The organism is Achromobacter sp., assembly GCF_049647645.1.
In the GTDB taxonomy this organism is placed as follows: domain Bacteria; phylum Pseudomonadota; class Gammaproteobacteria; order Burkholderiales; family Burkholderiaceae_B; genus Achromobacter.
Genome location: NZ_JBARYB010000196.1, coordinates 1 through 24688, shown reverse-complemented (window position 1 = coordinate 24688; position 24688 = coordinate 1). Strand labels below are relative to the sequence as shown.

22 protein-coding genes and 2 pseudogenes are annotated in these 24688 nt (G+C 63.3%); 9 read left to right on the top strand and 15 right to left on the bottom strand.

What is annotated here, in order from left to right; translation table 11 throughout:
• Positions 1–5: 5 nt before the first annotated feature.
• From WBB14_RS22105 to WBB14_RS22080, 6 genes are all read left to right on the top strand, one after another.
• Positions 6–704 (top strand): ABC transporter ATP-binding protein, encoded by a 699-nt coding sequence (locus WBB14_RS22105; RefSeq protein WP_424241733.1) that lies wholly within the window; start codon positions 6–8, stop codon positions 702–704.
• A gap of 1 nt (position 705) precedes the next feature.
• A complete protein-coding gene (locus WBB14_RS22100) occupies positions 706–1476 on the top strand; it encodes an SDR family NAD(P)-dependent oxidoreductase (RefSeq protein WP_424241732.1) in 771 nt (256 codons plus the stop codon).
• Between the two features lie 90 nt (positions 1477–1566).
• Positions 1567–2010, top strand: coding sequence for an aminoglycoside 6'-N-acetyltransferase (aac(6'), locus tag WBB14_RS22095; protein ID WP_424241731.1), 444 nt, complete (start codon positions 1567–1569; stop codon positions 2008–2010).
• A gap of 97 nt (positions 2011–2107) precedes the next feature.
• Positions 2108–2359 (top strand): hypothetical protein, encoded by a 252-nt coding sequence (locus WBB14_RS22090; protein WP_424241730.1) that lies wholly within the window; start codon positions 2108–2110, stop codon positions 2357–2359.
• Positions 2360–2429: 70 nt separating this feature from the next.
• Entirely contained in the window at positions 2430–3086 is a 657-nt protein-coding gene (locus WBB14_RS22085) for a hypothetical protein (protein ID WP_424241729.1), read from the top strand.
• A 35-nt stretch (positions 3087–3121) separates the two neighbouring features.
• Positions 3122–3226, top strand: a complete 105-nt coding sequence (locus WBB14_RS22080) for a hypothetical protein (protein WP_424241728.1) — start codon at positions 3122–3124, stop codon at positions 3224–3226.
• Positions 3227–3247: 21 nt separating this feature from the next.
• Here WBB14_RS22080 and WBB14_RS22075 read toward each other — a convergent pair whose 3' ends face one another.
• The 12 genes and pseudogenes from WBB14_RS22075 to WBB14_RS22020 all read right to left on the bottom strand — a co-directional run bounded on the left by WBB14_RS22075 (position 3248) and on the right by WBB14_RS22020 (position 16028).
• Positions 3248–3673, bottom strand: a complete 426-nt coding sequence (locus WBB14_RS22075) for an SRPBCC family protein (RefSeq protein WP_424241727.1) — start codon at positions 3671–3673, stop codon at positions 3248–3250.
• 108 nt (positions 3674–3781) lie between these two features.
• Positions 3782–6184, bottom strand: a complete 2403-nt coding sequence (locus WBB14_RS22070) for a TonB-dependent siderophore receptor (RefSeq protein WP_424241726.1) — start codon at positions 6182–6184, stop codon at positions 3782–3784.
• A gap of 118 nt (positions 6185–6302) precedes the next feature.
• Positions 6303–7328: a FecR domain-containing protein gene (locus tag WBB14_RS22065; RefSeq protein ID WP_424241725.1), complete on the bottom strand. Its 1026-nt coding sequence runs from the start codon at positions 7326–7328 to the stop codon at positions 6303–6305.
• 49 nt (positions 7329–7377) lie between these two features.
• Positions 7378–7884 carry a sigma-70 family RNA polymerase sigma factor gene (locus tag WBB14_RS22060; protein WP_424241724.1) on the bottom strand — a complete coding sequence of 169 codons (507 nt, stop codon included), beginning with the start codon at positions 7882–7884 and terminating at the stop codon, positions 7378–7380.
• Positions 7885–8106: 222 nt separating this feature from the next.
• Positions 8107–8616, bottom strand: coding sequence for a flavin reductase family protein (locus WBB14_RS22055; RefSeq protein WP_424241723.1), 510 nt, complete (start codon positions 8614–8616; stop codon positions 8107–8109).
• A 54-nt stretch (positions 8617–8670) separates the two neighbouring features.
• On the bottom strand, positions 8671–9699 hold the full coding sequence (locus tag WBB14_RS22050) for a methionine synthase (RefSeq protein ID WP_424241722.1): 1029 nt from the start codon (positions 9697–9699) through the stop codon (positions 8671–8673).
• Between the two features lie 27 nt (positions 9700–9726).
• Positions 9727–10710, bottom strand: a complete 984-nt coding sequence (locus WBB14_RS22045) for a DUF1852 domain-containing protein (RefSeq protein ID WP_424241739.1) — start codon at positions 10708–10710, stop codon at positions 9727–9729.
• Positions 10711–11012: 302 nt separating this feature from the next.
• Positions 11013–11334 (bottom strand): annotated as a pseudogene (locus tag WBB14_RS22040) (hypothetical protein); the annotation flags it as partial.
• Positions 11327–13087 (bottom strand): AAA domain-containing protein, encoded by a 1761-nt coding sequence (locus WBB14_RS22035; RefSeq protein ID WP_424241721.1) that lies wholly within the window; start codon positions 13085–13087, stop codon positions 11327–11329. The pseudogene WBB14_RS22040 and the gene WBB14_RS22035, both read right to left, overlap by 8 nt.
• A gap of 1 nt (position 13088) precedes the next feature.
• Complete coding sequence (locus WBB14_RS22030) at positions 13089–14204, bottom strand: hypothetical protein (RefSeq protein ID WP_424241720.1); 1116 nt, start codon at positions 14202–14204, stop codon at positions 13089–13091.
• Positions 14205–14503: 299 nt separating this feature from the next.
• Entirely contained in the window at positions 14504–15631 is a 1128-nt protein-coding gene (locus WBB14_RS22025) for an NADH:flavin oxidoreductase (protein ID WP_424241719.1), read from the bottom strand.
• Position 15632: 1 nt separating this feature from the next.
• Positions 15633–16028, bottom strand: coding sequence for a RidA family protein (locus WBB14_RS22020; RefSeq protein WP_424241718.1), 396 nt, complete (start codon positions 16026–16028; stop codon positions 15633–15635).
• 138 nt (positions 16029–16166) lie between these two features.
• Here WBB14_RS22020 and WBB14_RS22015 point away from each other — a divergent pair, with 138 nt between their 5' ends.
• Complete coding sequence (locus WBB14_RS22015) at positions 16167–17075, top strand: LysR substrate-binding domain-containing protein (RefSeq protein WP_424241717.1); 909 nt, start codon at positions 16167–16169, stop codon at positions 17073–17075.
• Between the two features lie 32 nt (positions 17076–17107).
• Here the strand turns inward: WBB14_RS22015 and WBB14_RS22010 are convergent.
• Positions 17108–17795, bottom strand: a pseudogene (locus tag WBB14_RS22010) (TetR/AcrR family transcriptional regulator).
• Positions 17796–17810: 15 nt separating this feature from the next.
• Here WBB14_RS22010 and WBB14_RS22005 point away from each other — a divergent pair.
• A complete protein-coding gene (locus WBB14_RS22005; RefSeq protein ID WP_424241716.1) occupies positions 17811–19238 on the top strand; it encodes an MFS transporter in 1428 nt (475 codons plus the stop codon).
• Between the two features lie 46 nt (positions 19239–19284).
• On the opposite strand, the gene WBB14_RS22000 is transcribed toward WBB14_RS22005, so the two are convergent.
• Positions 19285–20202, bottom strand: coding sequence for a LysR family transcriptional regulator (locus WBB14_RS22000; RefSeq protein WP_424241715.1), 918 nt, complete (start codon positions 20200–20202; stop codon positions 19285–19287).
• A 154-nt stretch (positions 20203–20356) separates the two neighbouring features.
• On the opposite strand from WBB14_RS22000, the gene WBB14_RS21995 reads away from it, so the two are divergent.
• On the top strand, positions 20357–22939 hold the full coding sequence (locus WBB14_RS21995; protein WP_424241714.1) for a penicillin G acylase: 2583 nt from the start codon (positions 20357–20359) through the stop codon (positions 22937–22939).
• Here the strand turns inward: WBB14_RS21995 and WBB14_RS21990 are convergent.
• Positions 22911–24688: ABC transporter ATP-binding protein (locus tag WBB14_RS21990; protein WP_424241713.1), on the bottom strand; the 1778-nt coding region annotated here is incomplete at its 5' end. The genes WBB14_RS21995 and WBB14_RS21990 overlap by 29 nt on opposite strands.

The following is a 24688-nucleotide window of genomic DNA, read 5'->3' as shown; positions in this document are numbered from 1 at the left end:
CGGCCATGTTGAGCATCAGCGGATTGACGGCGGCCTACGGGCATTGCCAGGCCCTGTTCGGGGTGGACCTGGATGTGGGCCAGGGCGAGGTTCTTGGCCTGATCGGGCGCAACGGCATGGGCCGCAGCACCGTCATCAAGTGCCTGTTTGGCCTGCTGCCGGCCAGCCAGGGCAGCATCCGGTATGGCGAGCGCTCGCTGCGCGGGCTGGCGCCGTACCGCATCGGCCGGATGGGGCTGTCGCTGGTGCCCGAGGGGCGCCAGATCTTCCCGACCCTGACCGTGGAAGAGAACCTGATCGCCACAGCTATCGGCCGCGGCGGCGCCCATGGCTGGACGCTGGAGCGCGTGTATGAACTGTTCCCGCGCCTGCGTGAGCGGCGCGCCAACCTGGGCACCCAGTTATCGGGCGGCGAGCAGCAGATGCTGGCGCTGGGCCGGGCGCTGATGACCAACCCCAGCCTGCTGGTGCTGGACGAAGCGACCGAAGGGCTGGCGCCGGTAGTGCGCGCGGAAATATGGCGCGTGCTGGCGCAACTGAAGGCCGAAGGTTTGTCGATGATCGTGGTGGACAAGAACACCACGGCCTTGCTGCGCTTGTCGGACCGCAACGTCATCCTCGACAAGGGGGTGACGGTGTGGCGCGGCAGCTCGGCGGAATTGTCCGAGCGGCCCGACCTGGTGGCCGCCTACGTGGGAGTCTGAGATGAGATTGCAGGACAAGGTGGCGCTGGTCACCGGCGCAGCCGGGGGCATCGGACTGGCGATTGCGAAGCGCTTCGTCGCGGAGGGCGCATACGTGCTGCTGGCCGACCGCAAGGAGGCCGAACTGATGGCCGCGGCCCGCTCGCTGGGGGAACGCGCCGCCGCGGCGGTGGCGGACGTGACCGATCCGGCCGACGCCCAGCGGCTGGCCGACGAGTGCGTGCGCCGCTGGGGCGGCCTGGATATCTGCGTCTGCAACGCCGGCGTGATCCGCGCCGCCGACTTCCTGGACCTGAAGCTGGAAGACCTGGACGCGGTCATGAACGTCAATGTGCGCGGCACCTTCCTGGTGGCGCAGGCGGCGGCCCGCGCCATGGTGGCGGGCGGGCGCGGCAACGGCGCCATCGTGACGCTGTCCTCGATGACGGCGGAGCTGGCGATGCCGGACCAGCTGGCTTATGGCGCCAGCAAGGGCGCGGTGCGGCAGATGACCAAATCGATGGCGCTGTCACTGGCGCCGCATGGTATCCGCGTCAACGCCATCGGCCCCGGCAGCATCGATACCGAGATCCTGGCCACGATCACCAGCAATCCCGCAGCGCGCAGGACCGTGCTGTCGCGCATTCCCATGCAGCGGCTGGGGTCGACGGACGAGGTCGCCAAGGTCGCGCTGTTCCTGGCCAGCGACGACGCCAGCTACGTGACCGGGCAGACGGTATATGCGGATGGCGGGAGGTTGGCGTTGAACTATACGGTGGCGGTGCAGGAGTAGGAACGCGCATCCAGAGGCCGGATGCGCTTCGACAGCGGGGAGGGCAAGGTGATAAATTTTTGCGCGTCACCTGGAAAACCAACCCTGCCCATGAAAACCGCCGCAATCACTTCCTCCCGGAACGCCGACTGGCTCGAGCTGCGCATGGCGCTCTGGCCTGCGGCCTCGGCTGTCGAGCACCAGGCAGATATGGACGACCAGGTGTCCTCGCCGGACAGGTACGCCCAGTTCCTGGTGCGCGCCGACAGCGGACAGGCCTTGGGTCTTGCCGAAGCTTCCATCAGACCGGACTACGTCAATGGAACGGACTCCAGCCCCGTGGCGTTCCTGGAAGGGTTGTACGTCATTCCCGCAGCCAGGCAGCAGGGCGCGGCCAGGGCCCTGGTCGCCGCCGTTCGGGAGTGGGCGCTGGACAGGGGATGCAAGGAGCTGGCCTCGGATACTGGGCTGGACAACGTGGTAAGCCAGGCCGCCCACTCGCGCCTGGGGTTCAAAGAGACCGAGCGGGTCGTCTATTTCAGTATGCCGCTGTGACAGGTCCACGCCGGCCTTGCATTGCGAGTAAGGTATGGGCTGTGGGCCTTGATTTTCCGGCACATTGGCCTGTGCCCTCAGCGGGAACCAGAACGTCATGAAGATCCTTCGTCCAGTACTGCGGCCTGTGCTTGCTGCGGTCGCGTGCGCGTTGATCGCCGCCTGCGCGGATAAACCTCCTCAGCAAACCGAGCTGGACTATCGCAGCCGGTCTCCTTCCACGGGGCAGGGTAAGAGCAACACCCCGGGATCCTCGGATCAGCGCTTGACCATACAGTCCGGCGAAGGAGAGCGCTTGAATCTGCCCTGGTTCGTCCGGGACACGCAGGAATGGATCAACAGCAACTGATCGGGGGCCGATCGACGCGGCTCGCCATGCTACGCTTTGCCGGCCCGCAATCGACGAAGCGTTCAACCCCATGACTGTTCGACGGATTCTTCTGGTGCTAGCCACGCTGACCCTGTCGCCCGCGCTCAACGCCCAGGCCGCGTCTACCATTACCGCCTGGACTCCGCCCGGCCCGACGACGTGCAGCTTCTCGGGTTGGACGACCGACGAGAAGCCGGCCATCCAGGTGCGCGCGGCAGCCTCCGCCCAGGCAGCGGTGGCGGGCAGCCTGCCGACGACTCGCGGCGAAGGCGCCGATCCCAACATCGATTACTACAGCGTCACCTTCGACGTGACCGAGGCGCGCGACGGCTGGCTCAAGATCAGGAACGCCAGCGACGACAAGACCGGCGACGAACAGAGCAAGCCGCGGCCCGTGTACCGGGGCGAGGGTTGGATCGAGGCCGGGGATGCGCAGGTCGGCATCCAGTCGGCGCGGGGCTACGCGCGTCCGGACGCCGGTAGCGAACGGCTGCTGGACCTGGGAGACGACTGGTTGACCGAGAGAGCCACGCTGCGCGGCATCGTCGCCTGCCAGGGCGACTGGCTGTTGCTGGACTACGAGATGCGCAACAGCAAGGAGTTCGAACCCTTGGCCCCCAAGGACCGCACGCGGGGGCGGGCGTGGTTTCGCGGCGTCTGCTCGTCTTCCGAGACGACTTGCGATATGCGGTCGGTCGACAAGTAGGGCGCACCTGCTTTGCACGCAGTTTGGGTGCGGATGTGATCATCGACCACGAAAGGGAAGGTCATGTCGACGCCATCATGCGGGCAACGAATGGCCGCGGCGCCGATGTCGTGTTCGACACCATCGGCGGCAACACCTAGTCGCACGGCCCCGCGACGCGACTAGAGCTTTTGTTGGCGTTGCTCCGCATATGCTTTAAGTGATTGCATGGTTTGAGGAAGCCCCTCCCGAATCTGCTTGGCAACGCGTGGCCCGAAGAGAACAGCAAGGGCGCCCGAGAACCACACGCGATGAGCGACTTCCGAGCCGCCATCCACCGGCGTAACGATGTGCTCGAAGTGCATGCGGAACAGAGGGATGTAGCCTTCCACGGTGAACGATCGGCCCTCGGAGCGCTCTGTGAGAACCATGGGCACGCCCATGCCCTTGCTGGGAACTATCCGGCCCCTTGTTCCAACCACGAATGGTCCATTCAATTGGGCTCGCTTTGTGTCCGGGTCCCAAAGGTGCCATCGGTCGACCTCGCTCCAAATCTGGTCGATGACCATGGGAGGCGCTGCGATGTGGATGCGTTCTTCGATATGCATGAATAGGCCGATTCCTAACTATGTTTGCAAGGCAGCAATCATATGCTGTCAACGGCGATCCAGGAAAGATCGCGATTGCCGTCGCGCCGTCGGCTCACGAACGGCCGCTTACCAGTTGATGCGCGCCGTCAGTGTGATGTTGCGCTCGTCGCCATAGAAGCAAGTACCCGGGCACGCGGCCACATAGGTCTTGTTCGCCAGGTTCTTGACGTTCAGGGCGAACTGCCACTTGTCCCATTGATAGCGCAGCGCGGCGCCGTACGTGGTGTAGGAGGGCACGGGCAGGTCATAGATCTCCTGACGCCCCACATAGCGCATGCCGACGCCCGCGCTCAGGCCCGGAACGGACGAAAACCGGTAGTCCATCCAGAGCGAAGCCATGTTGCGCGGGACCGATGCGGGCCGCGAACCTTCATTGCCCAGATTGCTTTTGGTGACGCGCGCATCCGTCGTCGCCAGGGCGGCCACCAGATCCAGTTGCCGGTTCAGGCTGGCGCGGGCCTCGATCTCGGCGCCTTTCGAGCGGACTTCGCCGGTCTGGACCAGGTAGCCTACGTGGGCGGGATCGCTGGTGAGGACATTGCGTTGCGTGATTTCGTAGAGCGCCACGGTGATGGACGCGTCCACGCCCTTGGGTTCGTACTTCAAGCCGATTTCGTGCTGCACGCCCGTGGTGGGCTTGAACGGATTGGCGCTGAAGTCCAATCCCGGAGTGGGCTGGAACGACTTGCTATAGCTGTAGTAGGGGGCCAGGCCGTTGTCGAACAGGTACATCAGGCCGGCGCGCGGCGTGAAGGCATGGGAGTTCTGTCCACCCGTGCCCGGCGTCGAGTCGGTGCGGACGGAATCGTAGCGACCGCCCAGCAGCACGATCCAGCGGTCGTTGAACTTGATCTGGTCCTGGCCGTAGAAGCCCAGCTGGCGCACGGCGTTTTCTGAATAGTTGGGGGCGCCGAGCTTGGGCCGCGCGCCATAGACGGGGTTGTACAGATCGATCGGCGCTATGGTCCCGAATTCCTGGGAGCGCGTGAATTCGCTCTTGCTCCAGTCGATGCCGAACAACAGCGTATGCTCGACGCCGCCGTGGCGCAGCTTGCCCAGCAGCTGGTTGTCGACGGCGAGTCCCTTGTCGGTGTCGTAGCGCTTGATGGCATAGCGCGTGCCCAAGGCAGGGTTCGACGGGCTCACGCGCGCATTCACCGCGGCGTACTGGTTGTCGGCCTTGTGTTCGTAGGCCAGCAGGTTTTGCCTCACCTGCCAGTCGTTGTTCAGCCTGTGTTCGAGCAGGTAGCCCAGGGTGGAACCCTTCACGACATACCGGTCGAAGCCCGGTTCGCCGACGAAGCGTGAACGCGATATGGAGCCGTTGGGATTGGATAGCAGCGTGCCCTCCAGCGGTTTGCCTGAATCGTAGGGACTGTCGGTCCGGCTGTAGCTGGCCAGCAGGGTGATCAGGGTTGCATCGCTGATCTGCCACTCCAGCGCGCCGGCCAGCGACTGGCGGTCGTTGTTGATGTAATCGATCATGGTGTCGCTGTCGCGCGCCAAACCGGTAAGGCGGTAGCGTACGTTCCCGTCCTCGGTCACCGGGCCGCCCAGGTCCATGGCGATCTGTTTCTTGTTCCAGCTTCCCGTCTGCAGTTCCAGCTCGCGCAGGGGTTCCGCCGTGGGGCGCTTGCTGACGAGGTTGATGATGCCGCCCGGCGCGGCCTGGCCGTACAGGATAGAGGCGGGCCCCTTGAGCAGTTCGATGCGCTCGAAGTTGTAGGGTTCGATGGCGCCGCTCAGCGAGTTGATGGGGAACTTGGTGCCGTTCAGATACAGCGGCGCCGCGCCCGTGATGTTGAAGCCGCGGACCGTGAAGCGGGTGCCGATGTGCCTGAGCGCCCCGCCTTCCAGCGACATGACGCTGGCGGTGTAGCCGAGCGCCTGGTCCAGCGAGTCAGCCGCCTGGGCGACGACCTGGTCGCGCGGAATCACAGAGACGGACTGGGGCGTTTCGTGCAGCGCCGTGTCGGTCTTGGTGGCGGTTGCGCTGCGATGGGCGACGAAGCCTTGCACCGGGCCGGAAGCGGATTCATGGACGCCCGTGACCGTAACCGCGGGCAAGGTCTGCGCGGACTCCTGGCCCGGCTGTCCGCCGGGTAGCGGCCGCAGCACATAGCCGCCGTTCGGCTGCAGCCGGGCCGCCAGTCCCGTGCCGGCCAGCAGCCTGGCCAGGGCCGCGGGGGCCTCGAAGCTGCCTTGCAGGCCCGGACTGCGCTTGTCTGCGATGTCGCTCGCGGAATAGGACAGCATCGATCCGCTTTCGAGCGCATAGCGGGTCAGCGCGCTTTCCAGCGTGCCGGCGGGGATCGCGTAGGTCTTGGCGCTGGCCTGGGCCTGGACGGCGTTCGCGCCGGCGCCCAAGGCTATGCCCGTTGCCGTGAGCCAGACAGCGCGGCTTGCGGCCAGCGCCAGGGTGTTGCATGTGATGAGGCGCGCGGCGCGCCGAGACAGGCGGTAGTCCATGAGGGGTGCGGTTTCCGGTAGAAAAATGTGGCTTCTATTAGGTTTGCCACTTGAAAATCGGAAACCCCTCACGTTTGCCCGAAAAAAAGTCCGGGCGGTTGGTTTGCGCGCCGCCGCGCTAGGCGCCGCGCAGGCGCACGGTGATCCAATAGCGCGTCATCCGCTCGACTTCGACCGGCTGCGTCCGGCGCAGCATGTCCAGCACCCGATCGACGTCGTCCAGCGGATAGACGCCGGAAACCATCAGGTGGCCGGCATCGGGATCGCAGGCCAGCCGGCCGGGCACGTACCGCGCAAGTTCCGCGATGAAGTCGGACAGCGGCATGTCTTGCGCGACCAGCATGCCCACGGACCATGACGCGGCGCGCGGGCCGGCGGGCTGGCTGGGTTCTATGGCATCGCGGGTGAACGAGGCCTGCTCGCCGGCATGGATAAGCCGTGGCGCTTCGGCAAGGAGATCGGGGCGGATTTCCACCGTGCCCTCGAACACCGCGACGTGGCTGCGCCCCGGGAACTGGCGCACGCTATAGCGGGTGCCCAGCGCGCGCACGCGGCCTTGAGCTGTTTCGACCAGGAAAGGGCGCCCGATCTGGGAGGCCGGGTCGGACGCGGTGGTCACGAGGATCCGGCCGCGCAGTAACCGGACCAGGCGCTGCGCGTTGTCAAAGCGCACGTCGATGGCGCTTCCGGTGTCCAGATCGATGCGGCTGGCGTCGGCCAGCGTGACGCCCAGGCGCTCGCCGGCATCCGTGTGGTAGTCGGACTGCCAGTCCTGCCAGCCGCGCCACAGGCTGTCGCGCGCCAGCCAGGCGCCGCCACCGGCGAATAGGGCCAGGGTCAGGGTCTTGATGGCCTGGCGGCGTGCGCGGCCGCTGCGTTCTTCACGCGTCAGCGTGCCGCGTACGAGCGGTGTGTTCAATCCCCGCAATTGCCGGCCGAAGGACTCGATGTGGCGCCAGGCGCGTTCATGGTCAGGGTGCGCCTCCCGCCAACGCTGGCAGGCCTTGCGCGTGGCGTCGCTGGCGTCCGCGGCTTGCAGGGCGACCAGCCATTCCACGGCGCGCAGGCTGACGCTGGCGGGTAGCGGCGGGCCGTCCAGCTGGGGGAACGCCGTCGGGCTCGGGTCAGCGGGCGGGAAGGGCATGGCGACGTCGGTCGAGATCTGAGGAAGCGGGCAGGGGCTGGGCCTGGGTTCAGGCGCCGAAGAAGCAGAGGTGTGCCGCTTTGGCGATATGGCGCTGCACGGTGGCGAGCGATATCTTCAGCGTCGCCGCGATGTCCGCCTGCTTCATGCCTTCAAGCTGGGACAGCAGGAATGCCTGGCGCACGGGGGCGGCCAGCGTATCCAGGCGGCGGTCCAGTTCAATCAGCGTCTCAAGCAGGATGGCGCGGGTTTCGGGACTGGGCGCTTCCCGCTCCGGCAGGTCGGCCAAGCTGGCCAGATAGGCTTCTTCGATCCGGCGGCGCCGCATGAAATTGGACACCACGCCTTGGGCCACCGTGGTCAGCAGCGCGCGCGGCTCCCGCGCCGCAACGGTCTCGCCGCGGACCAGCAGACGCATGAACGTATCATGGGCCAGATCGGCGGCATCCGAGGAATTGCCCAGCCGGCGCCGCAGCCACCCCTTCAGCCAGCCGTGGTGATTCGTGTACAGGACGTCGATGCCCTGCGGCGGCACTGCAAACTCGGTCGCGGACATGCGGCCCTCCGGCTCGTCGCGGGCCTGGAGGAAACCGGCGCCCGTGAAAAATGAGAATCATCCGCATTCTAAAGTGAGTCGCGACGCGGCGACAAGAGGCTTGGCCGCAAGGAACCGGTGTCGGTCCCCTTCGATCCGGCCAGGCAGGGATGCCGTGCCCTCAGAACGTCGCGCGCGTCGTCAGCGTTGCCGACCAGAATTTGCGCCAATCATCCGCCCATTTCAAACCGCGCCATGCGCGGCGATGTTGCGATACTGCCCTTTGAAATACAGCAATGGCTGCGTGGAAGCAGCTTCTTGCAGGTTCAACGCTTTCACTTCACCAATCACGATCAGGTGATCGCCTGCGGCGTGTTCGGCATAAATCTCGCAATCTAGCCAGTGCAGGCTGCCGGCAATGATCGGATTGCCCAGCGGCGATTCCCGCCACTCGACTTCGCGCCACTTGTCCGTGCCTCGCTGAGCGAATTGGTTCGAAATCTGGACCTGCTCATCTGACAGGATATTGACCACGAATCGACCTGCCCGGCGAATTTTTGGATAGCTGGCCGAACTGGACATCACGCTGAACGACACCAGCGGCGGACTCATTGAAACGCTATGGAACGACTGGCAGGTGAAGCCAATCGGCTCGCCTTCGATGTGCGATGTAATCACCGTGATGCCGGACGCATAATGTCCGAGCGCCTCGCGAAAGCGCCTGGGCTCGATCGCAGTACTGGAAAGTGGCATGGTAGGGTAGAAATGCGGGGTCGTCGCGAGCAGGTCGCGACGCCCCTCTCAGGGTCAGTTCGAGAGTTCCTTGCGGACGATTTCCGCGCCGGCGCTCAACGCGCTCAGCTTGCCTCTTGCGACTCCACGAGACAAAGGAGCCATGCCGCAGTTGGTGCAAGGATAGAGCTTGTCGGCATCCACGAACTGAAGCGCTTTTCGCAGGGTGTTGGCGACTTCCTCGGGGGTTTCAATGGTGTCGGTTGCCACGTCAATGGCGCCCACCATCACTTTCTTGCCCCGGATGAGCTCGATCAGATCCATGGGAACGCGAGAGTTGTGGCATTCCAGCGAAACGATGTCGATACTGGATTTTTGCAGCTTGGGAAAAGCTTCTTCATATTGCCGCCACTCCGATCCCAGCGTCTTCTTCCAATCCGTATTGGCTTTGATGCCATAGCCGTAGCAAATGTGGACGGCGGTTTCGCACTTGAGCCCTTCAATGGCTTTTTCCAGGGTGGCAACGCCCCAATCATTCACCTCGTCAAAGAACACGTTGAATGCGGGCTCGTCAAACTGGATGATGTCGACCCCAGCAGCCTCCAGCTCCCTGGCTTCCTGATTGAGAATCTTGGCGAATTCCCAGGCCAGTTTTTCGCGGCTTTGATAGTGGCTGTCATACAGCGTGTCGATCATCGTCATGGGGCCGGGCAAAGCCCATTTGATCGGTTGCTTGGTCTGCTGGCGCAAGAACTTGGCATCCTCGACAAATACCGGCTTGCGGCGAGCCACAGCGCCCACCACCGTCGGAACGCTCGCATCGTAGCGATCACGAATCCTGACGGTCTTGCGGTTCTCGAAGTCAACGCCGTCCAGATGCTCGATAAACGTCGTCACGAAATGCTGACGCGTTTGTTCGCCGTCACTGACGATATCGATACCTGCGTGCTGCTGTTCCTGCAGCGACAAACGCAGCGCATCCTGCTTGCCCTCGGTCAAGCCCTCGTCCTGCAATTTCCAGGGCGACCAGAGTTTTTCGGGTTCTGCAAGCCAGGAGGGTTTGGGCAAGCTGCCGGCTGTGGAAGTGGGTAGCAATTTTTTCACAATAGATGCCTTGATGCGTTTGATTGATCAAAGAGGGTAGTTTGCGGACCACTGCTCAAGAATCGCCTGGTATGGCTTGATGAAGTTTTCCTCGACAAACTTTCCCTGCTCAATAGCCAGCTGGCTACGTTCCTCTCGATCGTAGACAATCCGGGTCAATGAATAATCCTGGTGCTTCAAGCTGGGCTGATAGGATTTTCCCGCCGCGGAATTCGCGTTGTAGATCTCTGGCCGGTAGATCTTCTGGAAGGTGTCCATCGTGCTGATGGTGCTGATAAGCTCAAGATTGGTGTAATCACCCAGCAAATCACCGGAAAAATAGAAGGCCAACGGCGCCGCGCTGTTCGGGGGCATGAAGTAGCGAACCGTCATCCCCATTTTCTTGAAATACTCGTCAGTCAGGGAGTATTCATCCTGCTGGTATTCAACGCCCAATACAGGATGCTGGTTTTCAGTCCGAAGATAGGTCTTGCTGCTCGATACGCTCAGGCAGATGACGGGCGGTTTCTTGAAATGGTCTTTGTAAGTGCTTGAATTCACGAAACACTTGAACAGCTTCCCATGCAGGTCGCCAAAATTCTCTGGAGTGCTGAAGCCGGGCTGATTCCTGGTGTGTTCCAGCAGCAGCACGCTGAAGTCGTAGTCTCGGACGTAAGAGGAAAAATTATTCCCTACGATGCCGTCAATGCGTTCGTTGGCCTTTCGATCAAAAATGCTGGTCTTCAATATTTCAATCAAAGGGAGGGCATTGCCGCTGCTGGCGCCGTCAATACTCATCTCAACGGAAATGATGTCAAGGCCGACGGTATAGCGATCGCCTTTGGGATTGTCCCAATGCGCCAAGGAATTGAAACGATTGTCAATCATCCTGAGGGTGTTGCGCAGGTTTTCCTGGCGACTCGTGCCCCTGGCGAGATTGGCAAAGTTGGTTGTGATCCGCGTATTGTCTGCAGGACGATAGTCTTCATCAAAGCAAATGCTCTTGATGGCAAATGTAAAATCTTTACTCATTGTGATCCGGTGCCCTAAATCCTGAGATAAAACCCGCGTCCATGCCTGCATTTTCAGCGCTGCTCGATTTTTCTTCTTTTATTCAGCAGTCTTGACAGTGACGATGCGGGGGGCGTAGTTTATGCCGGCTTATTCATGAAAAAAAGTGATTTGATTTCATGAAAACATGAGCGCCATTCAAGGTTGGGCGAGAGGCCGATCTGCTCGCGGCTTTGGCCGCCCAGCGAGCAGACGCTGCCGCGAAGAATTAACCCGCGGCGGGCCTTTTTGCCTGTTCGATAAACGCACGCAGGTAGCAGATATCCGCGTCTGCTGGCGACCATCCGCAGCATGATGTCCGTGGTCTCGATGGCCTTGTGGCGCCTGGGCATGGTGCCAGCGACGACCAGTACTTGTTCTTGGTCGAATACAGGCTCGAATACGAGTTCGGGCTTAGGTACTCCATGCCGATGCGCGGTGATCCGCGCTCTCCCTGGACGAACTGACGCAGACGCCCTTCGGCCAGGGGCAGTTGCGGCAACACCCGGTTGGCCACTGTCAACAGAGCAGGGCGCCTGTGGCCGCAGTCAGCGAACCCTGCTTTTCCACCTCGTGCACGATGGATAAATGGATACGATCAAGCATGATCCAAATCCATGATTTGTCGAAGCTTCGCCAGTTTGTTTAGCACCTCGATATTCTTGCTTTCAATGTACTTCAAATCCCCAACAAGGTAGACCGCATCACGTGCGCGAGAGATCGCCACGTTCATTCTGCGTGAATCGCCGTAGAAGGTTGCGGGCCCCGTTGTGCGTACGAATGAGAAGAAAACGATGTCAGCCTGACGTCCTTGGAATGCATCAACGGTATCCACTTCGACCGCCAGGTACTCATTGATGTCGAGCTTTTTGATAGCCTCTTTCAGCGCCCGGGACTGTGCCCGGTAAGGAGTAATCACTGCCACGCTGAGTTTTCGCTGCTTGGAATATGCGGCGTTCTCCTTGCGGCGCCGGCATATCTCAGCAAGGCTGTGCGTGATGATTTCTATCTCACGTTGATTCTCAAGCAATCCGCCTCGCTGTGCCGGGACACGGAAGCCGCGTGATTCGTAAGTAAGCCACCCGAAGTGGGTGAATTCGTGATCGCTTTCCTCGCGATGATGGTCAAGCGAGCCGTTGTAGAAGTTCGTGGAAATGAATGAGCCGATGTGAGGCAGCATGCGGTACTGCTTGCCTAGCTGTCCCTTCATGGTGGCTGGAAGATTCTCGAAAATCTTGTCGATCACGCCGTCTTTGATAAGACGAGCCTTGGATATGGCAAGGGTATCCAGCGCGTCGTTCTCTTCTTCACAGAACGTCGGCGGCAGCTGCTTGTGGTCGCCGACCAAGATGCACTTGCGGGCAACGCACATGGCCATGATCCATTCTGGCAAGGTGGCCTTGGAGCATTCATCAACGATAACCAGATCGAAGTCTTCGCTGTCCACGTCCAGCAGGTGATCGATCTGGTTGCAGGTGACGCCAATTATCTGGTGGTTGTCTGCCAGGTTCTTGAACTGCCAGCGTGGCACCTGCACCTCCCCGTTCTCCACGTCACCTTGTTCCAGGACGTTGTAGAGCACGTTAGTGAGCTTGGGGGCGAAGTTCAATGCCTTGTTCCACACCTGGTTCGCGCGGATCTCGGCTGTCGTTCCAGGCGTGTGTTCGGATTCGTACTCGGTAATGGCGTAGCGCGGGTAGCGCATGGTCTTCGAGCGCATCTGTTCGTCACCGATCTTGCACAAACGGTCCAGCGCGTTATCTACCGCCACGTGCGTTTCCGAGGTGACCAGGACACGGGCATTTGGCTTCGCTTTCAGCGTTTGCAGAATGATCTCAACGATTGCAGTCGTCTTGCCGGTACCTGGCGGACCCTGCAAAAAAAACAGATCCTCAGATGCCATCGCGTTCTTGATGAGATTGAAGGCGTGGTCGTCGGGGTTGCTGTAGCCAGACTGGATGGGCTTGTTGATGATCAGGCTCATATTGTCGAGAGCCATCACTTGGGATGCATCTTCAAGAATCGCCTTGACCTTCTGTTCTATTTCTTTGCTTGGTGGGCGTCGCTGGCGACTGTCGGCGGAGCCGCCAATGCCAATGCTGTCACCTTGTTTCGAGCTCTTGTTGCTGTAGTAGTGGTGCAGCAGCCGGTTGTGATTGATGTTGCTGTTCGCGCCTTGGCGAAAGCGAATCAGGAATTTGATTTGGCGTTCGTATTTGACGCAAGTTTGCCGATCTTCGATGGAGAGCTCCAAGACCTTGGTCAGATACTCCAGCCAATCGTCAAGGTGGTCAATGAAATCGAATGCGGGCCCCTGCGGCGTTGACTGAGGCTGGTTGTGATGGGCGGCAGGTTCCATATCAGTTCACCGTGACTTTCAGGAGAGTTTCAACGCCGGCTGGATTGTTCAAGCCGAGGTTTAGGGTGACGCTGCGGATCAGCCGCGACCTACCCTTTGTCAGCTGCTGGCCAATGGTGCCGCCCAGCGAAGATGCGCCGGCCTTGGCGGCGGCTCCTCCCGCAGCCTTCGCCGCGGTTTTTGCGGCGGCCTCTGCGGCCGCATCAGCCATCAGCTGCCCGAGGTGCTGGACGCTGGTAACGGCAACGGCACGGGCTGAGCCTTTAAGAGCGCTAAACACAATGTCCTGTGCAGCTTCCATGCAGCGCTCTTTGGTCATCGGCTCGTTGCTGGTCATGAAGCTGTAGAGCTCGCCGACAGCGGCAAATGATGCGCCGGTCAAGGCGCCAGACTGAGCGGCATTGCGGTACTGCATGCTATTGAATTCGGCGCGGACCCGTGCCGTGTCCCTGTAGTTTGGGCCCTCGCCGTTTTTCTTTGCCTCTTTGGTCAGCTCTTCGGCGCTGCCTTGGCCCTTGCGCTCCAAGCTTGTGCTTTGGATGTTCTTGCCATCGTTTGATGAGATCTTGTCCGTAGCCTTGGCAGCCGTGTCCTTGTAGCTTTCGGCGACCTCAGGGCGGTTGCCCTCAGCCTTGTCTGCGCGCCTGCTGGCCGCTTTTTTGACACCCTCGACCTGATCGCTGGGAACTACCTTGCCAACGGTGTCGTACTTTTTGGGCGAAAGTGCACCTGCTGTTGAATCCCCATCCTTGTAGAACTTCACCTGATAGTCGTGACTGCCATCAGGGGTGTGCACGCGGATATCCGCCACCGGGTCATTGACCCGGCCGACATCGAGCGTAGCCGTATGGTTCAATTGACCCTTTGCAGCTGCTTCGATGTTGAATGAGCCTACGTGGTGGGCCTCTGCGGCAAGACCTTGCTGGATATCAATCGATTGTCTGGTCAAGTCACCGCTTTTTGTGGTGATTGAATCAATGATCCTGGTTTTGTAGCTTGCGAGAGCACTATTCAGCGCATCGCCCTGGAGCTGATTGAATCCGCCTATCGCAACTGAAAAACCGAAATCCACACTCTCCGATTTGTGCTTGGAATCATCATTTTCTTTAATGGGCATAAATCGTTTGAGAAATTACTATTTTTTTGAAAGATTGGATCGGAAGCGGCGCGAGTTATCCCTGGAATAATATAGAAATGGTTTGCCTGCGGTGGTTTTAATAGCCATCACTTTTCGTGCCATTTCGAGTATTTGGCTGAAACGGAGAATTTTTCAGGTTGGCAGCAGCGGGGCGGATTCAAATTCAGAGATTTTTGGACGGCGGAGTTTGGTCGGAGAGCGGAATTTCAGGCCAGGATTTCGCTCTTTGATCCGCATTACCGGTTCGAGCAAAGCCCTGGAGCAAATGACCCGCGTTCCTAGCGGTGGCGCGCCGCATTGGCAAGATCGGCGATAGGCGCCAACAACCCTCGATCAAAGGCTTCGAACCCTGCGCCGGCACGCAGTCTTGCAGGCCAATCCGCGTGCGTCAGCGCGCCACGTCCGAGTGAAACGAAATCCGCTTCCCTCCTTGCCAGTACCCCGTCGGCCTGCTCCGGATCGTGTAGCGAGCCATTGGCCAGCACCGGGACCGCTACGTGCCGCCGCGCCAATGCCGCAAGGCTGTGACCCCGATCGCCAAAAGCCGGACGCCAAGCCTCGAACTCTGTCGTGTGGACGTAATCGATGGGCTGCGCGCCCAGCGTGCGGTAGATCTGCGCCGCATCCGCCTCGCCGCCTTCCCACTTGTGGGTGAAGTCGTTGACCTTGCCCTGCGAACTGCGCACGCCCACGATAAAGCGCGGTCCCGTGGCCCGGCGCACGGCCTGGATGACCTCTATGGTCAAGCGCAGCCGATTGTCCAGGCCGCCGCCATAGCGGTCTGCGCGCAGGTTGGTGTAGCGGGTGAGGAACTGGTCCAGCAGATAGCCGTTGGCGCCATGTATCTCGACGCCGTCGAAGCCAGCTTGCTGCGCCCTGCGTGCCGCCTGCGCATATCCTTCGATCGCCTCTGCGATGTCCTCGTCCGACATGGCTTCAGGCATCCGGTACGGCCCGTCCCCCCGATAGAACGTCATTTGCTGCCCCTTCGGCAGTACGGCCGAGGGCCCCTTCGTGGTGCCGCGATGGGGATTGCCCTGCGACAGCGCGCCCGCATGCATGAGTTGTGCGATGATGCGGCCGCCGTGCGCATGCACGCGGTCTACCACGGTGCGCCAGGCGTCGCGCTGAGCGTCGTCGGTAAGGCCGGGCTGGAACAGGTAGCCCTGCGCATGCGCCCGGTCGGTGTAGATGCCTTCGGTGATCACCAGGCCGAAGCCGCCGGCCGCGAAGGCTGCGTAGTAATCGGCCATTTGCGGCGTGGCGTGGCCATCTTCTGTTGCGCTGACGCGGGTCATGGGCGCGACGGCGAGGCGGTTGGCGAGGCTCAGCCCTCTTTCCAGCCGCAGCGGCGTGAACAGTCCGGCGTGGGCGGCGGCGTTCGGACGATAGTCGAGCGCATTCATGTCAGCGGCCCTCCTGCGGACGCACGGCCGCGATGGCCTCGATTTCGATCATGGCGGCGGGGTCGTAGAGCGCCTTGATTTCCGCGATCGTGTCGGCCGGGTAGGGGGCCGAGAAGAACCGGCGGCGCAGCGTCACAACGTCCTCGAAATGCCCCATGTCGGTGACGAAGATGGTGACCTTGATGACGTCTTTCAGGCTGGAGCCGCCGGCTTCCAGCGCGCGGCGCAAATTCAGGAAGGCCTGCTCGCCTTGGGCAAGAAAGCCGCCGGCGACGATCTTTCCGCCATCGGCGGCGCCCGCCTGGCCGGAGATGAACAGCAGGTTGCCGAACTGGATGCCCTGGGACAGCAGGAAGGGGGCGTAATTGTCTGGCTGGGTGATGACGCGCTGTAGCATGATGCGATTTCCTTCACTTATGGTTGATGGGTGGATCAACGCGAAGCCGCTGATCCATGCCTCCAATGTAGGGATGCGCGGCTGCGGTGACAAAGGTTGATTTGTCAGCTATAAGATGAGTAAATATCATCTATGATCATGCAACGCCGATCTCTCCCCCTTTCCGGACTCCGCGTGTTCGAAGCCGCCGCGCGCCTGGGCAGTTTCAAGGCCGCCGCCCAGGAACTGGCCGTCACCCCGACCGCTGTCAGCCACCAGATCCGCGCGCTGGAGGCGCAGACCGGGCTGGCGCTGTTCGACCGCCATGTGCGCAGGGTGTCGCTGACCGAGGCGGGCGCGCAGCTCTATCCCGTGCTGCGCGACGGCTTCGATGCCTTCGAGGCGATGCTGGCGCGGCTGACGCAGCAGCGCGCGCGGACGCAGGTGACCATCTCCGCGACCAACGCCTTCACGGTGAAATGGCTGGTGCCGCGCATGGCCGATTTCCGCAGCCAGCATCCCGGCATCGATCTGCAGTTGCAGGCTAGCGACGACGTGGTGGACCTGCGATCGGCCGCGGTGGACATCGCGATCCGTTATGGCCGCGGGCCGTATCCGGGCCTGGTTGCCCAGCCGCTGTTCACCGACCGTTTCGCGCCCGTGGCGAATCCGCGCCTGGGCGTTTCGTCACCGGACGATCTGGCCGGCGTGCCATTGATTCGTTTCAACTGGAAGTGGTCTCATCCGGACAATCCGACCTGGGAGCGCTGGTTCGACGTCGCGCAGCGTTCGCTGCCGCGGCAGGCCAGCGAGTTGCGCTTTTCCGATGAGGGCCATGCCATACAGGCGGCCGTCGCCGGCCATGGGGTGGCGCTGGTCAGTCTGCCGTTGATCGCGGAAGAACTGGCAGCCGGGCATCTCGTGCAGCCGTTCGGCCCGGAGATAGCCGGGCACACCTACCATCTGGCCATGCATGCCGGCCGGCCGCCCTCGGCGCCGGTCCAGGCCGTTGCGCACTGGTTGAGCGCGCAGGCGGCGATGCAAGAGCCGGGCGAGCGGAAAGTGTAGGCGGGCTTGTTGAGGCGCCTGGGTTGCAGCTATCAGGCAGCCGCTTTTGCAAGCACTTCCGCCACGGCTGCCTTGGCGCGGCCGAAGTCCGCCTTGTCGTCCATCAACGCGGCAACGTTGGCAAATGCCTGGTAGGCGAGCAGCTCCATGACCAGCTTCGCCTCGTTGGCATCGGCCGCGATCTGCCCCTGCGCCTTGGCTTCGTTGATCAATTCGTAAAGGCGGGTGCGGCCTGCCTCGCGGTATTGCTGGATTGCGTCGCGCAAGGGGCCGGGGCGCGCGCGATATTCGCTGCTTACCGCAGTGATGACGCAGCCGCCCGGAAGCTGGCGGGTCTCCACGAAGTCGAACCAGCCGCTCATCAGGGCGCGCAGCCGCGCCAGCGGCGTGCGCTTGCGCATGGCCGGTTCGATGACCTGGGTCTGGTACAGGCCGATGGCATGGGCCAAGGCTGCCAACTGCAGGTTTTCCTTGTCGCCAAACAGAACCTGGAGATTGCTTTTCCCCACTTCAGCCCGTTCGGCCACCTGGCCGAAAGTCAGGCCCCCCAGTCCTTCGACGGAGAGGAGTTTCACGGCTTCGTCCAGCACGCGGGCACGCGCGCGCTCGCCGCGCAGCCGGCGGCCATCGGGCGCGGGGGAGGGAGGCAACGGGTTCATTGGAGCCTTTCTACTTGCATGAGTTCGATTCTTTCACGATACTATAAATACGATCGTATATATATAAATGTAAAAAATGAACCCGGCATTCGCGCTGCAAGCTGAACAGAACCGCCCCGGCCGCGCCCTCGCGGTGCTGTTGATGGGCAACTTCGTGACGATCCTGGATCTGTTCATCGTCAATGTCGCATTGCCCAGCATCCAGAGCGGCTTGTCGGCCAGCGATACCGATTTGCAGCTGATCGTGGTGGCGTATGCATTGGCCTATGGCTTGTGCCTGATAAATGGCGCGCGCCTGGGCGACCTTTTCGGGCGGCGGCGCTTGTTTCTTGCCGGCATGGGGCTGTTCACCCTGGCTTCGGCCCTGTGCGGACTGGCGCTCACGCCATGGCAGCTCATCCTGGCGCGCGCCTTGCAGGGCGTGGGGGCAGGCGTGTTGATGCCGCAGGTGCTCGCATCGATCAGGGTCGTATTCGAGGGAGAGGCGCGCAGGCGCGCGTTCGGCATCATGGGCGCGGTGCAGGGCGTGGCAGCAAGCATTTCGCAGCTGCTGGGCGGAATTCTCATCACGCTGAATCCGCTGGATTTGGGGTGGCGGCTGGTGTTTCTCATCAACGTTCCCATAGGCATTGCTGCGTTGGCGGCGGGGCGGCGGGTGCTTCCCGAATGGCGGGCGCAGGTGCCGACGCAGGTGGACCTGCGCGGCGCGCTTGCGGGCGCCGCCGGGCTGGCCTTGATCCTGGTGCCTGTGATGGAGGGACGAGAGCACGGCTGGCCCTGGTGGTCGCTTGCCGGGCCTGTGCTGGCACTGGGGGTGTTGGCGTACTTCGTCCGCTATGAAAAGACGCTGGCCCGGCACGGTGGCCTGCCTGTGCTGGATATGCGGCTGTTTGCCAATCGGCCATTCGTGGCCGGCATAGGCGCGGTGTTTTTCTTTTTTTCGGCAATCAGCTCGTTCTTCTTCGCGCTGACGCTGCTATTGCAGTTCGGGCTCGGATTGGAGCCGCTGATGGCGGGCGCAGTGTTCACGCCTTCGGCACTGGCATTCTTTGGCGCTTCGCTTGCCGGTCCTAAACTGGCGGCTCGCCATGGACGCGGGGCGTTGCTGTTCGGTGTGCTGGTCTTCACTGCGGGCCTGGGGCTGTCCGCGATCACCGCCGCGACGCAACCCCAGAACCTGACGCTGCTGGTGGCATCGCTGCTGCTGAATGGCGCAGGACAAGGACTGGTGATCCCGCTTGCATTCAATGCCATTCTTGGCTCGGTGCAAGAGGAACAGGCGGGCATGGCCTCCGGGATGCTCAGCACCTTGCAAGTCGTCGGGACCTCCACCGGCGTCGCGGTGGTGGGCGGCGTCATATATACGATGCTCGAGTCCGCAGGGAATTTGTCCGCTGGCGATGGCGCATCGATCTATGGGCGGGCGCTGGCGGCGGCCATGTTCTACAACATTGCCGCTGCGCTGCTCAGCCTGGTCTTTTTCAGCATGGCGACGCGCCGATAGCCCGTGCGCTTGAACACGGCCTGAACCAAGCAGTCCCGGCCTGGGCCTACGCCTTGAATGCGGCAAACCCGTCCCAACACTCGCGCGTAAATTCATACAGCGCGTCCTGCGCAGTCAAAGGCGTGCGTCCCGCCAGCCGGGCCAGCGCATAGTGGCCTTGGCGCAGCGGATCGGACGGGATCGGCACTTCGACCAGCAGCCCGGCTTCCTGCTGCCTGCGGGTGACGCAAATTACGCCCAGCAGCAGCGCGTCCGAGCGCAGCGTCAGCTCGATCAGTGCGTCCAGGTTTTCGCAACGGTGGGTGACCATCTGTTCGGGTGCGCCGCTCGGTCCCAGCGTTTCCGCCAGCCGCAGCGAGACTTCGGCGCTGAGCGTGCTGGAGGCCACGGGGTACTGGCGGACCTGTGCTATGCCTGGCCGCTTGTGGGCAAGAATGGGATGGTCCTTGCGGCAGACCAGGCCGGCCCGCAAGGGGGGCAGGGGGCGGGTTTCCAGATCGGTCGCGCCATATAGCATGCGGGCATCACAGACCATGGCGTGGATGCGTTCGGTGCGCAGCATTTCCAGCAGGGCGGCCGTGGCGCCCAGCTCGACGCCGACGCGCACCTGGGGATGCCGTCCGGCCATGTGGGTCAGGAAGGGCGACAGCAGCAGGGACGCGGGAGCCGGGCTCAGTCCGATCGACAGCGCGCCCGATTCGCCGCTGTGCAGGGTTTTCAGTTCGCGCTGCAGTTCCGCTGCTTCGAAGCGCATGCGGCGCGCGCGTTCGGCCACGCAAGCGCCGTAGGGCGTCAGGCGCACGCGGCGGGTGCCGCGGTCGAGCAGGGGCAGGCCGAGTTCGGCTTCGAGCGCCTGGATGCTGCGGCTGAGCGCCGGTTGCGACAAGTTGACCGCCTCCGCGGCGCGCGAATAGGTGCCGTGTTCGATCACCGCCAGCAGGTGCTTGAGTTTCTGGAAATCCATGTTCAGACCGCATAAATACTATGAAATAAATGCATTGGAATTATAAATGGGCTGTTCGTATGATGGTCCGGAGACGGCGCCCGCAGAGGCGCCGCCAAACCGCGTCCGGGACTCGCACCGCGGCGCGGCTCGACAAATACGGAGACAGATTCGAATGAAGCAGCACTTGTTGTCGGCCGCCATCCTGGCGGCCTGCGCAGCCATGGGCGCTCAAGCCCAGGCCCAGGAAGTCCAGCAAAACGCCCAGAAACAGGCCGCGGCCGAAGCGCGTCCGGCGGGCGCGGCCAGCGGCCAGGTCACGATACGGCGCGACGGTTATGGCATGCCGCATGTATACGCCAATACCGTGTACGGCATCTTCTACGGCTATGGCTATGCGGTGGCGCAGGACCGGTTGTTCCAGATGGAGATGGCGCGGCGCAGTACCCAGGGCCGCGTGGCCGAGGTGCTGGGCCAGCCCATGGTGGCTTTCGACAAATCCATCCGCGGCAACTTCTCGCCCGAGCGCATCCAGCGCCAGTTGGCCGCGCTGCCGGCATCCGAGCGCCAGATCCTGGACGGCTACGCGGCCGGCATGAACGCTTGGATCGCGCGGGTGCGCGCCGAGCCCGGCAGCCTGATGCCCAAGGAATTCAATGACCTGCGCTTCCAGCCCGCGGACTGGACGGCCTACGACGTGGCGATGGTGTTCGTGGGCACCATGGCGAACCGCTTTTCCGACGCCAATAGCGAGATCGACAACCTGGCGCTGCTGACTGCCTTGAAAGACAAGCACGGCGACGCGCGCGCCATGCAGATCTTCAACCAGCTGCGCTGGTTGACCGACAGTCGTGCGCCCACCACCGTACCGGAGGAAGAGGGCGTTTATCGGCCGGACGGCGCCCGGCCGCCCGCCAAGCTTTCCTATGCGCTGCCGCGCTACGACGGCACGCCGCCCATGCTGGAACGCGTGGCCCGCGATCCGCAGACGCGTGGCGTGCTGGACGAGGCGCCCGCGGCCACGCCGGCGCGGCTGCTGGCGCAGTTCGCGGAGTCGGGGCAGCCTGGCATCGCCGGTTTTCCGACCACCAGCAATATGTGGATCGTCGGCCGCGACCACGCCAAGGACGCCCGCTCCATTCTGCTGAACGGGCCGCAGTTCGGCTGGTGGAATCCGGCCTACACCTATGGCATCGGACTGCACGGCGCGGGCTTCGACGTGGTCGGCAACACCCCGTTCGCCTATCCCAGCATCCTGTTCGGCCATAACGCGCATGTGACCTGGGGCTCGACCGCGGGCTTTGGCGACGACGTGGACATCTACGCCGAGAAGCTCGATCCGAACGACCGCAGCCGCTACTTCCACGATGGCGTCTGGAAGACGATGGAAAAGCGCACCGAGCTCATCGAGGTCAAGGACGCGCAGCCGGTGGTGATGGACGTGTATCGCACGGTGCACGGCATCGTCACCAAGTTCGATGACAAGCAGCATGTGGCCTACGCCAAGGCGCGCGCCTGGGAAGGCTATGAACTGCAGTCGCTGATGGCCTGGACCCACAAGGCGCAGTCGCGCAATTGGGAGCAGTGGAAGACCCAGGCGGCGCGCCACGCGCTGACCATCAATTGGTATTACGCGGACGACAAGGGCAATATCGGCTACGCGCACACCGGCTTCTATCCCAAGCGCCGCCCAGGCCATGATCCGCGCCTGCCCGTGCCCGGCACCGGCGAGATGGATTGGCTAGGCATGCTGCCGTTCTCGACCAACCCGCAGGTCTACAACCCGCGCCAGGGCTTCATTGCCAACTGGAACAACCAGCCCATGCGCGGCTATCCGTCCACCGACCTGTTCGCCATCGTGTGGGGCCAGGCGGACCGCTATGCCGAGATCGAGACCCGCCTGAAAACCATGACGGCTCATGGCGGCAAGGTCAGCGCGCAGCAGATGTGGGACCTGATCCGCACCACCAGCTATGCCGACGTGAACCGCCGCCACTTCCTGCCGTTCCTGCAGCAGGCGGTGCAAGGGCTGCCTGCCGACGATGCGCGGGCGCAACTGGTGGCCGGGCTGGCGTCCTGGGACGGCATGGGCACGAACGACAAGCAGGCAGGCTACTACGACAACGCCGGTCCGGCCGTGATGGACGCCTGGCTGCGCGCCATGCTCAAGCGCACGCTGGCCGACGACATGCCCGCCGATTTCTTCAAGTGGTACAGCGCTACCGGCTATCCGACGCAGGCGGCGCCTGCCACGGGTTCGGTCAACCTGACGGTGGGGGTGAAGGTGCTGTTCAATGCGCTGGCCGGCCGCGACGCAGGCGTGCCGCAGCAGTACGACTTCTTCAATGGCCAGCGGCCGCAGGACGTGACGCTGGCCGCGCTGGACGATGCGCTGGCGGCCTTGCGGAAGGCCTACGGCCAGGAGCCTGCAAGCTGGCGCATCCCCGCGCCGCCGATGGTGTTCGCGCCCAAGAACTTCCTGGGCGTGCCGCAGGCGGACGACAAGGCGGTGTTGAGCTTTCCGGCCACGCAGAACCGCGGCACCGAGAACAACATGACCGTGTTCCACGGCAAGGGCGTGCGCGCGGTGGACGTAGTGGCGCCGGGACAGAGCGGTTTCGTCGCCCCGGACGGCACGCCGTCGGTCCACACCCGTGACCAGTTCGATCTGTACAGCAGTTTCGGCAACAAGCGGGTCTGGTTCACGGATGCGGAAGTGCGCGCCAACGCTAAGTCGGTAGAGACGTTGCGCTACTGACGGCGTAGCCGCCCTGGTGGCTGGCCAGCCGCGCATAGACCCCTTGCCGCTTGAGCAATTGGTCGTGCGTGCCGGATTCCGCCAGGCTGCCGCGCTCCAGCACCAGGATCAGGTCGGCATCGCGTATCGTCGACAGGCGGTGCGCGATGACCAGCGTGGTCCGATGCCGCATCAGCACGTCCAGGGCGCCGCGCACCTGCATTTCCGACAAGGTGTCCAGGTGCGAGGTGGCTTCGTCCAGGATCAGCACGGGCGCGTTCTTCAGGAAGGCGCGGGCAATCGAGATGCGTTGGCGCTGGCCGCCGGACAGCTGCATGCCGCGCTCGCCCACGCGCGTGGCCAGGCCTTCCGGCAAGGCGCGCACGAAGTCCGACAGCGCCGCCTGTTCCAGCGCGCGCGCCAGGTCCTCGGGGCTGGCCTCGGGCCGCGCCAGCCGGATGTTGCCTTCCAGCGTGTCGTTGAACAGATAGGTATCTTGCGTCACCAGCGCCACGCGTTCGCGCAGGCCGTCCAGCTGCAGTTCGCGCAGGTCCACGCCGTCCAGCTTGACCTGACCCGCTTGCGGATCCCAGAAGCGCAGCAGCAGGCTGGCCACCGTGCTTTTGCCCGCGCCGGATGCGCCGACCACGGCCACGGTGGTGCCGGCCGGCACCTTGAAGCTCAGGTCGCGCAGGGTGTCCGCGCTTTTGCCCGGATAGGCGAAGCTGACGCGGTCGAAGGCCAGCGACAGGCCGTGGGCGGAAACCGGCGCCGGCAGCGGCCCGTCGGTCACGGGCTCGGGTTCGTTGGCGACCACGTGCAGGCGGCGGGTGGCGGCGATGGTGTCGGCCAGTTGCCGGCTGACCTGCGAGATCTCGGACACCGGCAGGAAGGTCGCCAGGGCGATCAGCACCAGCAGCGGCAGCATGCCCGCCGCAAGCGCGCCGGCCGATACTTGCAGCGCGCCTACGACCGCGACGGCCAGGCCGCCCAGGCCCATGGCGATCTCGAAGCCCACGGTCTGGCGCGACAGGTCGTCCAGGATGTCCAGGCGGCGCGTGCGGTAGCGGTCCGCCACGCGCAGGAATTCATCGCGGCGGCGGCCGGTGGCCTGGAAGGCGGTCAAGTCGGCCAGGCCCTGGATGGTGTCGGTGGTGTGCGCGCTCATTTCGCCCAGCGCCTCGCGCGCCTTGTCGCCCAGCGCGTCGACCTTGCGGCGTCCGCGCACCGGCGACACCAGGGCATAGGCCAGGAAGGGCAGCAGCGCCAGCGCCACCGGCCAGCTGTAGACGCCCAGGAAACCCAGCACCGATAGCGGCACCAGCACCGAGACGATGGCCGGGGCGATGGTGTGGGCATAGAAGTACTCCACCATTTCCACGTCCTGGGTGGCCAGCGCCACCAGGTCGCCGGAGCGGCGCTGCAACAGGTAGGCCGGCGCCAGGCGCTCCAGCTTGTCGTAGAGCTTGACCCGCATATCGGCCAGCAGCTGGTACGCCATGGCGTGCGCCAGCCAGGACTCTAGCCAGTGGAACAGCGCGGCCAGCGGCGCGGCGACCAGCAGGCCCGCGATCAGGGCCGAGTAGTCGCGGCCGTCGCGGATGGCGGCGACGATCAGCGCGCTGAACACGCCCACGCCGATGTAGGCCGCGACCCGCGCCACGCCCAGCAGGATGGTGGCGGTGAGTGTGCCGCGCCACGGCCGCACCACCGAAAGCAGGGTGCCGAGCGTGGCGCGCCAGCCGACCTGCACCGCGTCCGCGTCCAGCG

Excerpts from the sequence above, each read along its gene's own strand:
- WBB14_RS22055 (WP_424241723.1), bottom strand. The coding sequence starts at position 8,616 with ATGCCACTTTCCAGTACTGCGATCGAGCCCAGGCGCTTTCGCGAGGCG.
- WBB14_RS22100 (WP_424241732.1), top strand. The coding sequence starts at position 706 with ATGAGATTGCAGGACAAGGTGGCGCTGGTCACCGGCGCAGCCGGGGGC.
- WBB14_RS22015 (WP_424241717.1), top strand. The coding sequence starts at position 16,167 with ATGCAACGCCGATCTCTCCCCCTTTCCGGACTCCGCGTGTTCGAAGCC.
- WBB14_RS22105 (WP_424241733.1), top strand. The coding sequence starts at position 6 with ATGTTGAGCATCAGCGGATTGACGGCGGCCTACGGGCATTGCCAGGCC.
- WBB14_RS22035 (WP_424241721.1), bottom strand. The coding sequence starts at position 13,087 with ATGGAACCTGCCGCCCATCACAACCAGCCTCAGTCAACGCCGCAGGGG.
- WBB14_RS22090 (WP_424241730.1), top strand. The coding sequence starts at position 2,108 with ATGAAGATCCTTCGTCCAGTACTGCGGCCTGTGCTTGCTGCGGTCGCG.
- WBB14_RS22070 (WP_424241726.1), bottom strand. The coding sequence starts at position 6,184 with ATGGACTACCGCCTGTCTCGGCGCGCCGCGCGCCTCATCACATGCAAC.
- WBB14_RS22000 (WP_424241715.1), bottom strand. The coding sequence starts at position 20,202 with ATGGATTTCCAGAAACTCAAGCACCTGCTGGCGGTGATCGAACACGGC.
- WBB14_RS22060 (WP_424241724.1), bottom strand. The coding sequence starts at position 7,884 with ATGTCCGCGACCGAGTTTGCAGTGCCGCCGCAGGGCATCGACGTCCTG.
- WBB14_RS22065 (WP_424241725.1), bottom strand. The coding sequence starts at position 7,328 with ATGCCCTTCCCGCCCGCTGACCCGAGCCCGACGGCGTTCCCCCAGCTG.
- WBB14_RS21995 (WP_424241714.1), top strand. The coding sequence starts at position 20,357 with ATGAAGCAGCACTTGTTGTCGGCCGCCATCCTGGCGGCCTGCGCAGCC.
- WBB14_RS22085 (WP_424241729.1), top strand. The coding sequence starts at position 2,430 with ATGACTGTTCGACGGATTCTTCTGGTGCTAGCCACGCTGACCCTGTCG.
- WBB14_RS22045 (WP_424241739.1), bottom strand. The coding sequence starts at position 10,710 with ATGAGTAAAGATTTTACATTTGCCATCAAGAGCATTTGCTTTGATGAA.
- WBB14_RS22075 (WP_424241727.1), bottom strand. The coding sequence starts at position 3,673 with ATGCATATCGAAGAACGCATCCACATCGCAGCGCCTCCCATGGTCATC.
- WBB14_RS22020 (WP_424241718.1), bottom strand. The coding sequence starts at position 16,028 with ATGCTACAGCGCGTCATCACCCAGCCAGACAATTACGCCCCCTTCCTG.
- WBB14_RS22005 (WP_424241716.1), top strand. The coding sequence starts at position 17,811 with ATGAACCCGGCATTCGCGCTGCAAGCTGAACAGAACCGCCCCGGCCGC.
- WBB14_RS22025 (WP_424241719.1), bottom strand. The coding sequence starts at position 15,631 with ATGAATGCGCTCGACTATCGTCCGAACGCCGCCGCCCACGCCGGACTG.
- WBB14_RS22030 (WP_424241720.1), bottom strand. The coding sequence starts at position 14,204 with ATGCCCATTAAAGAAAATGATGATTCCAAGCACAAATCGGAGAGTGTG.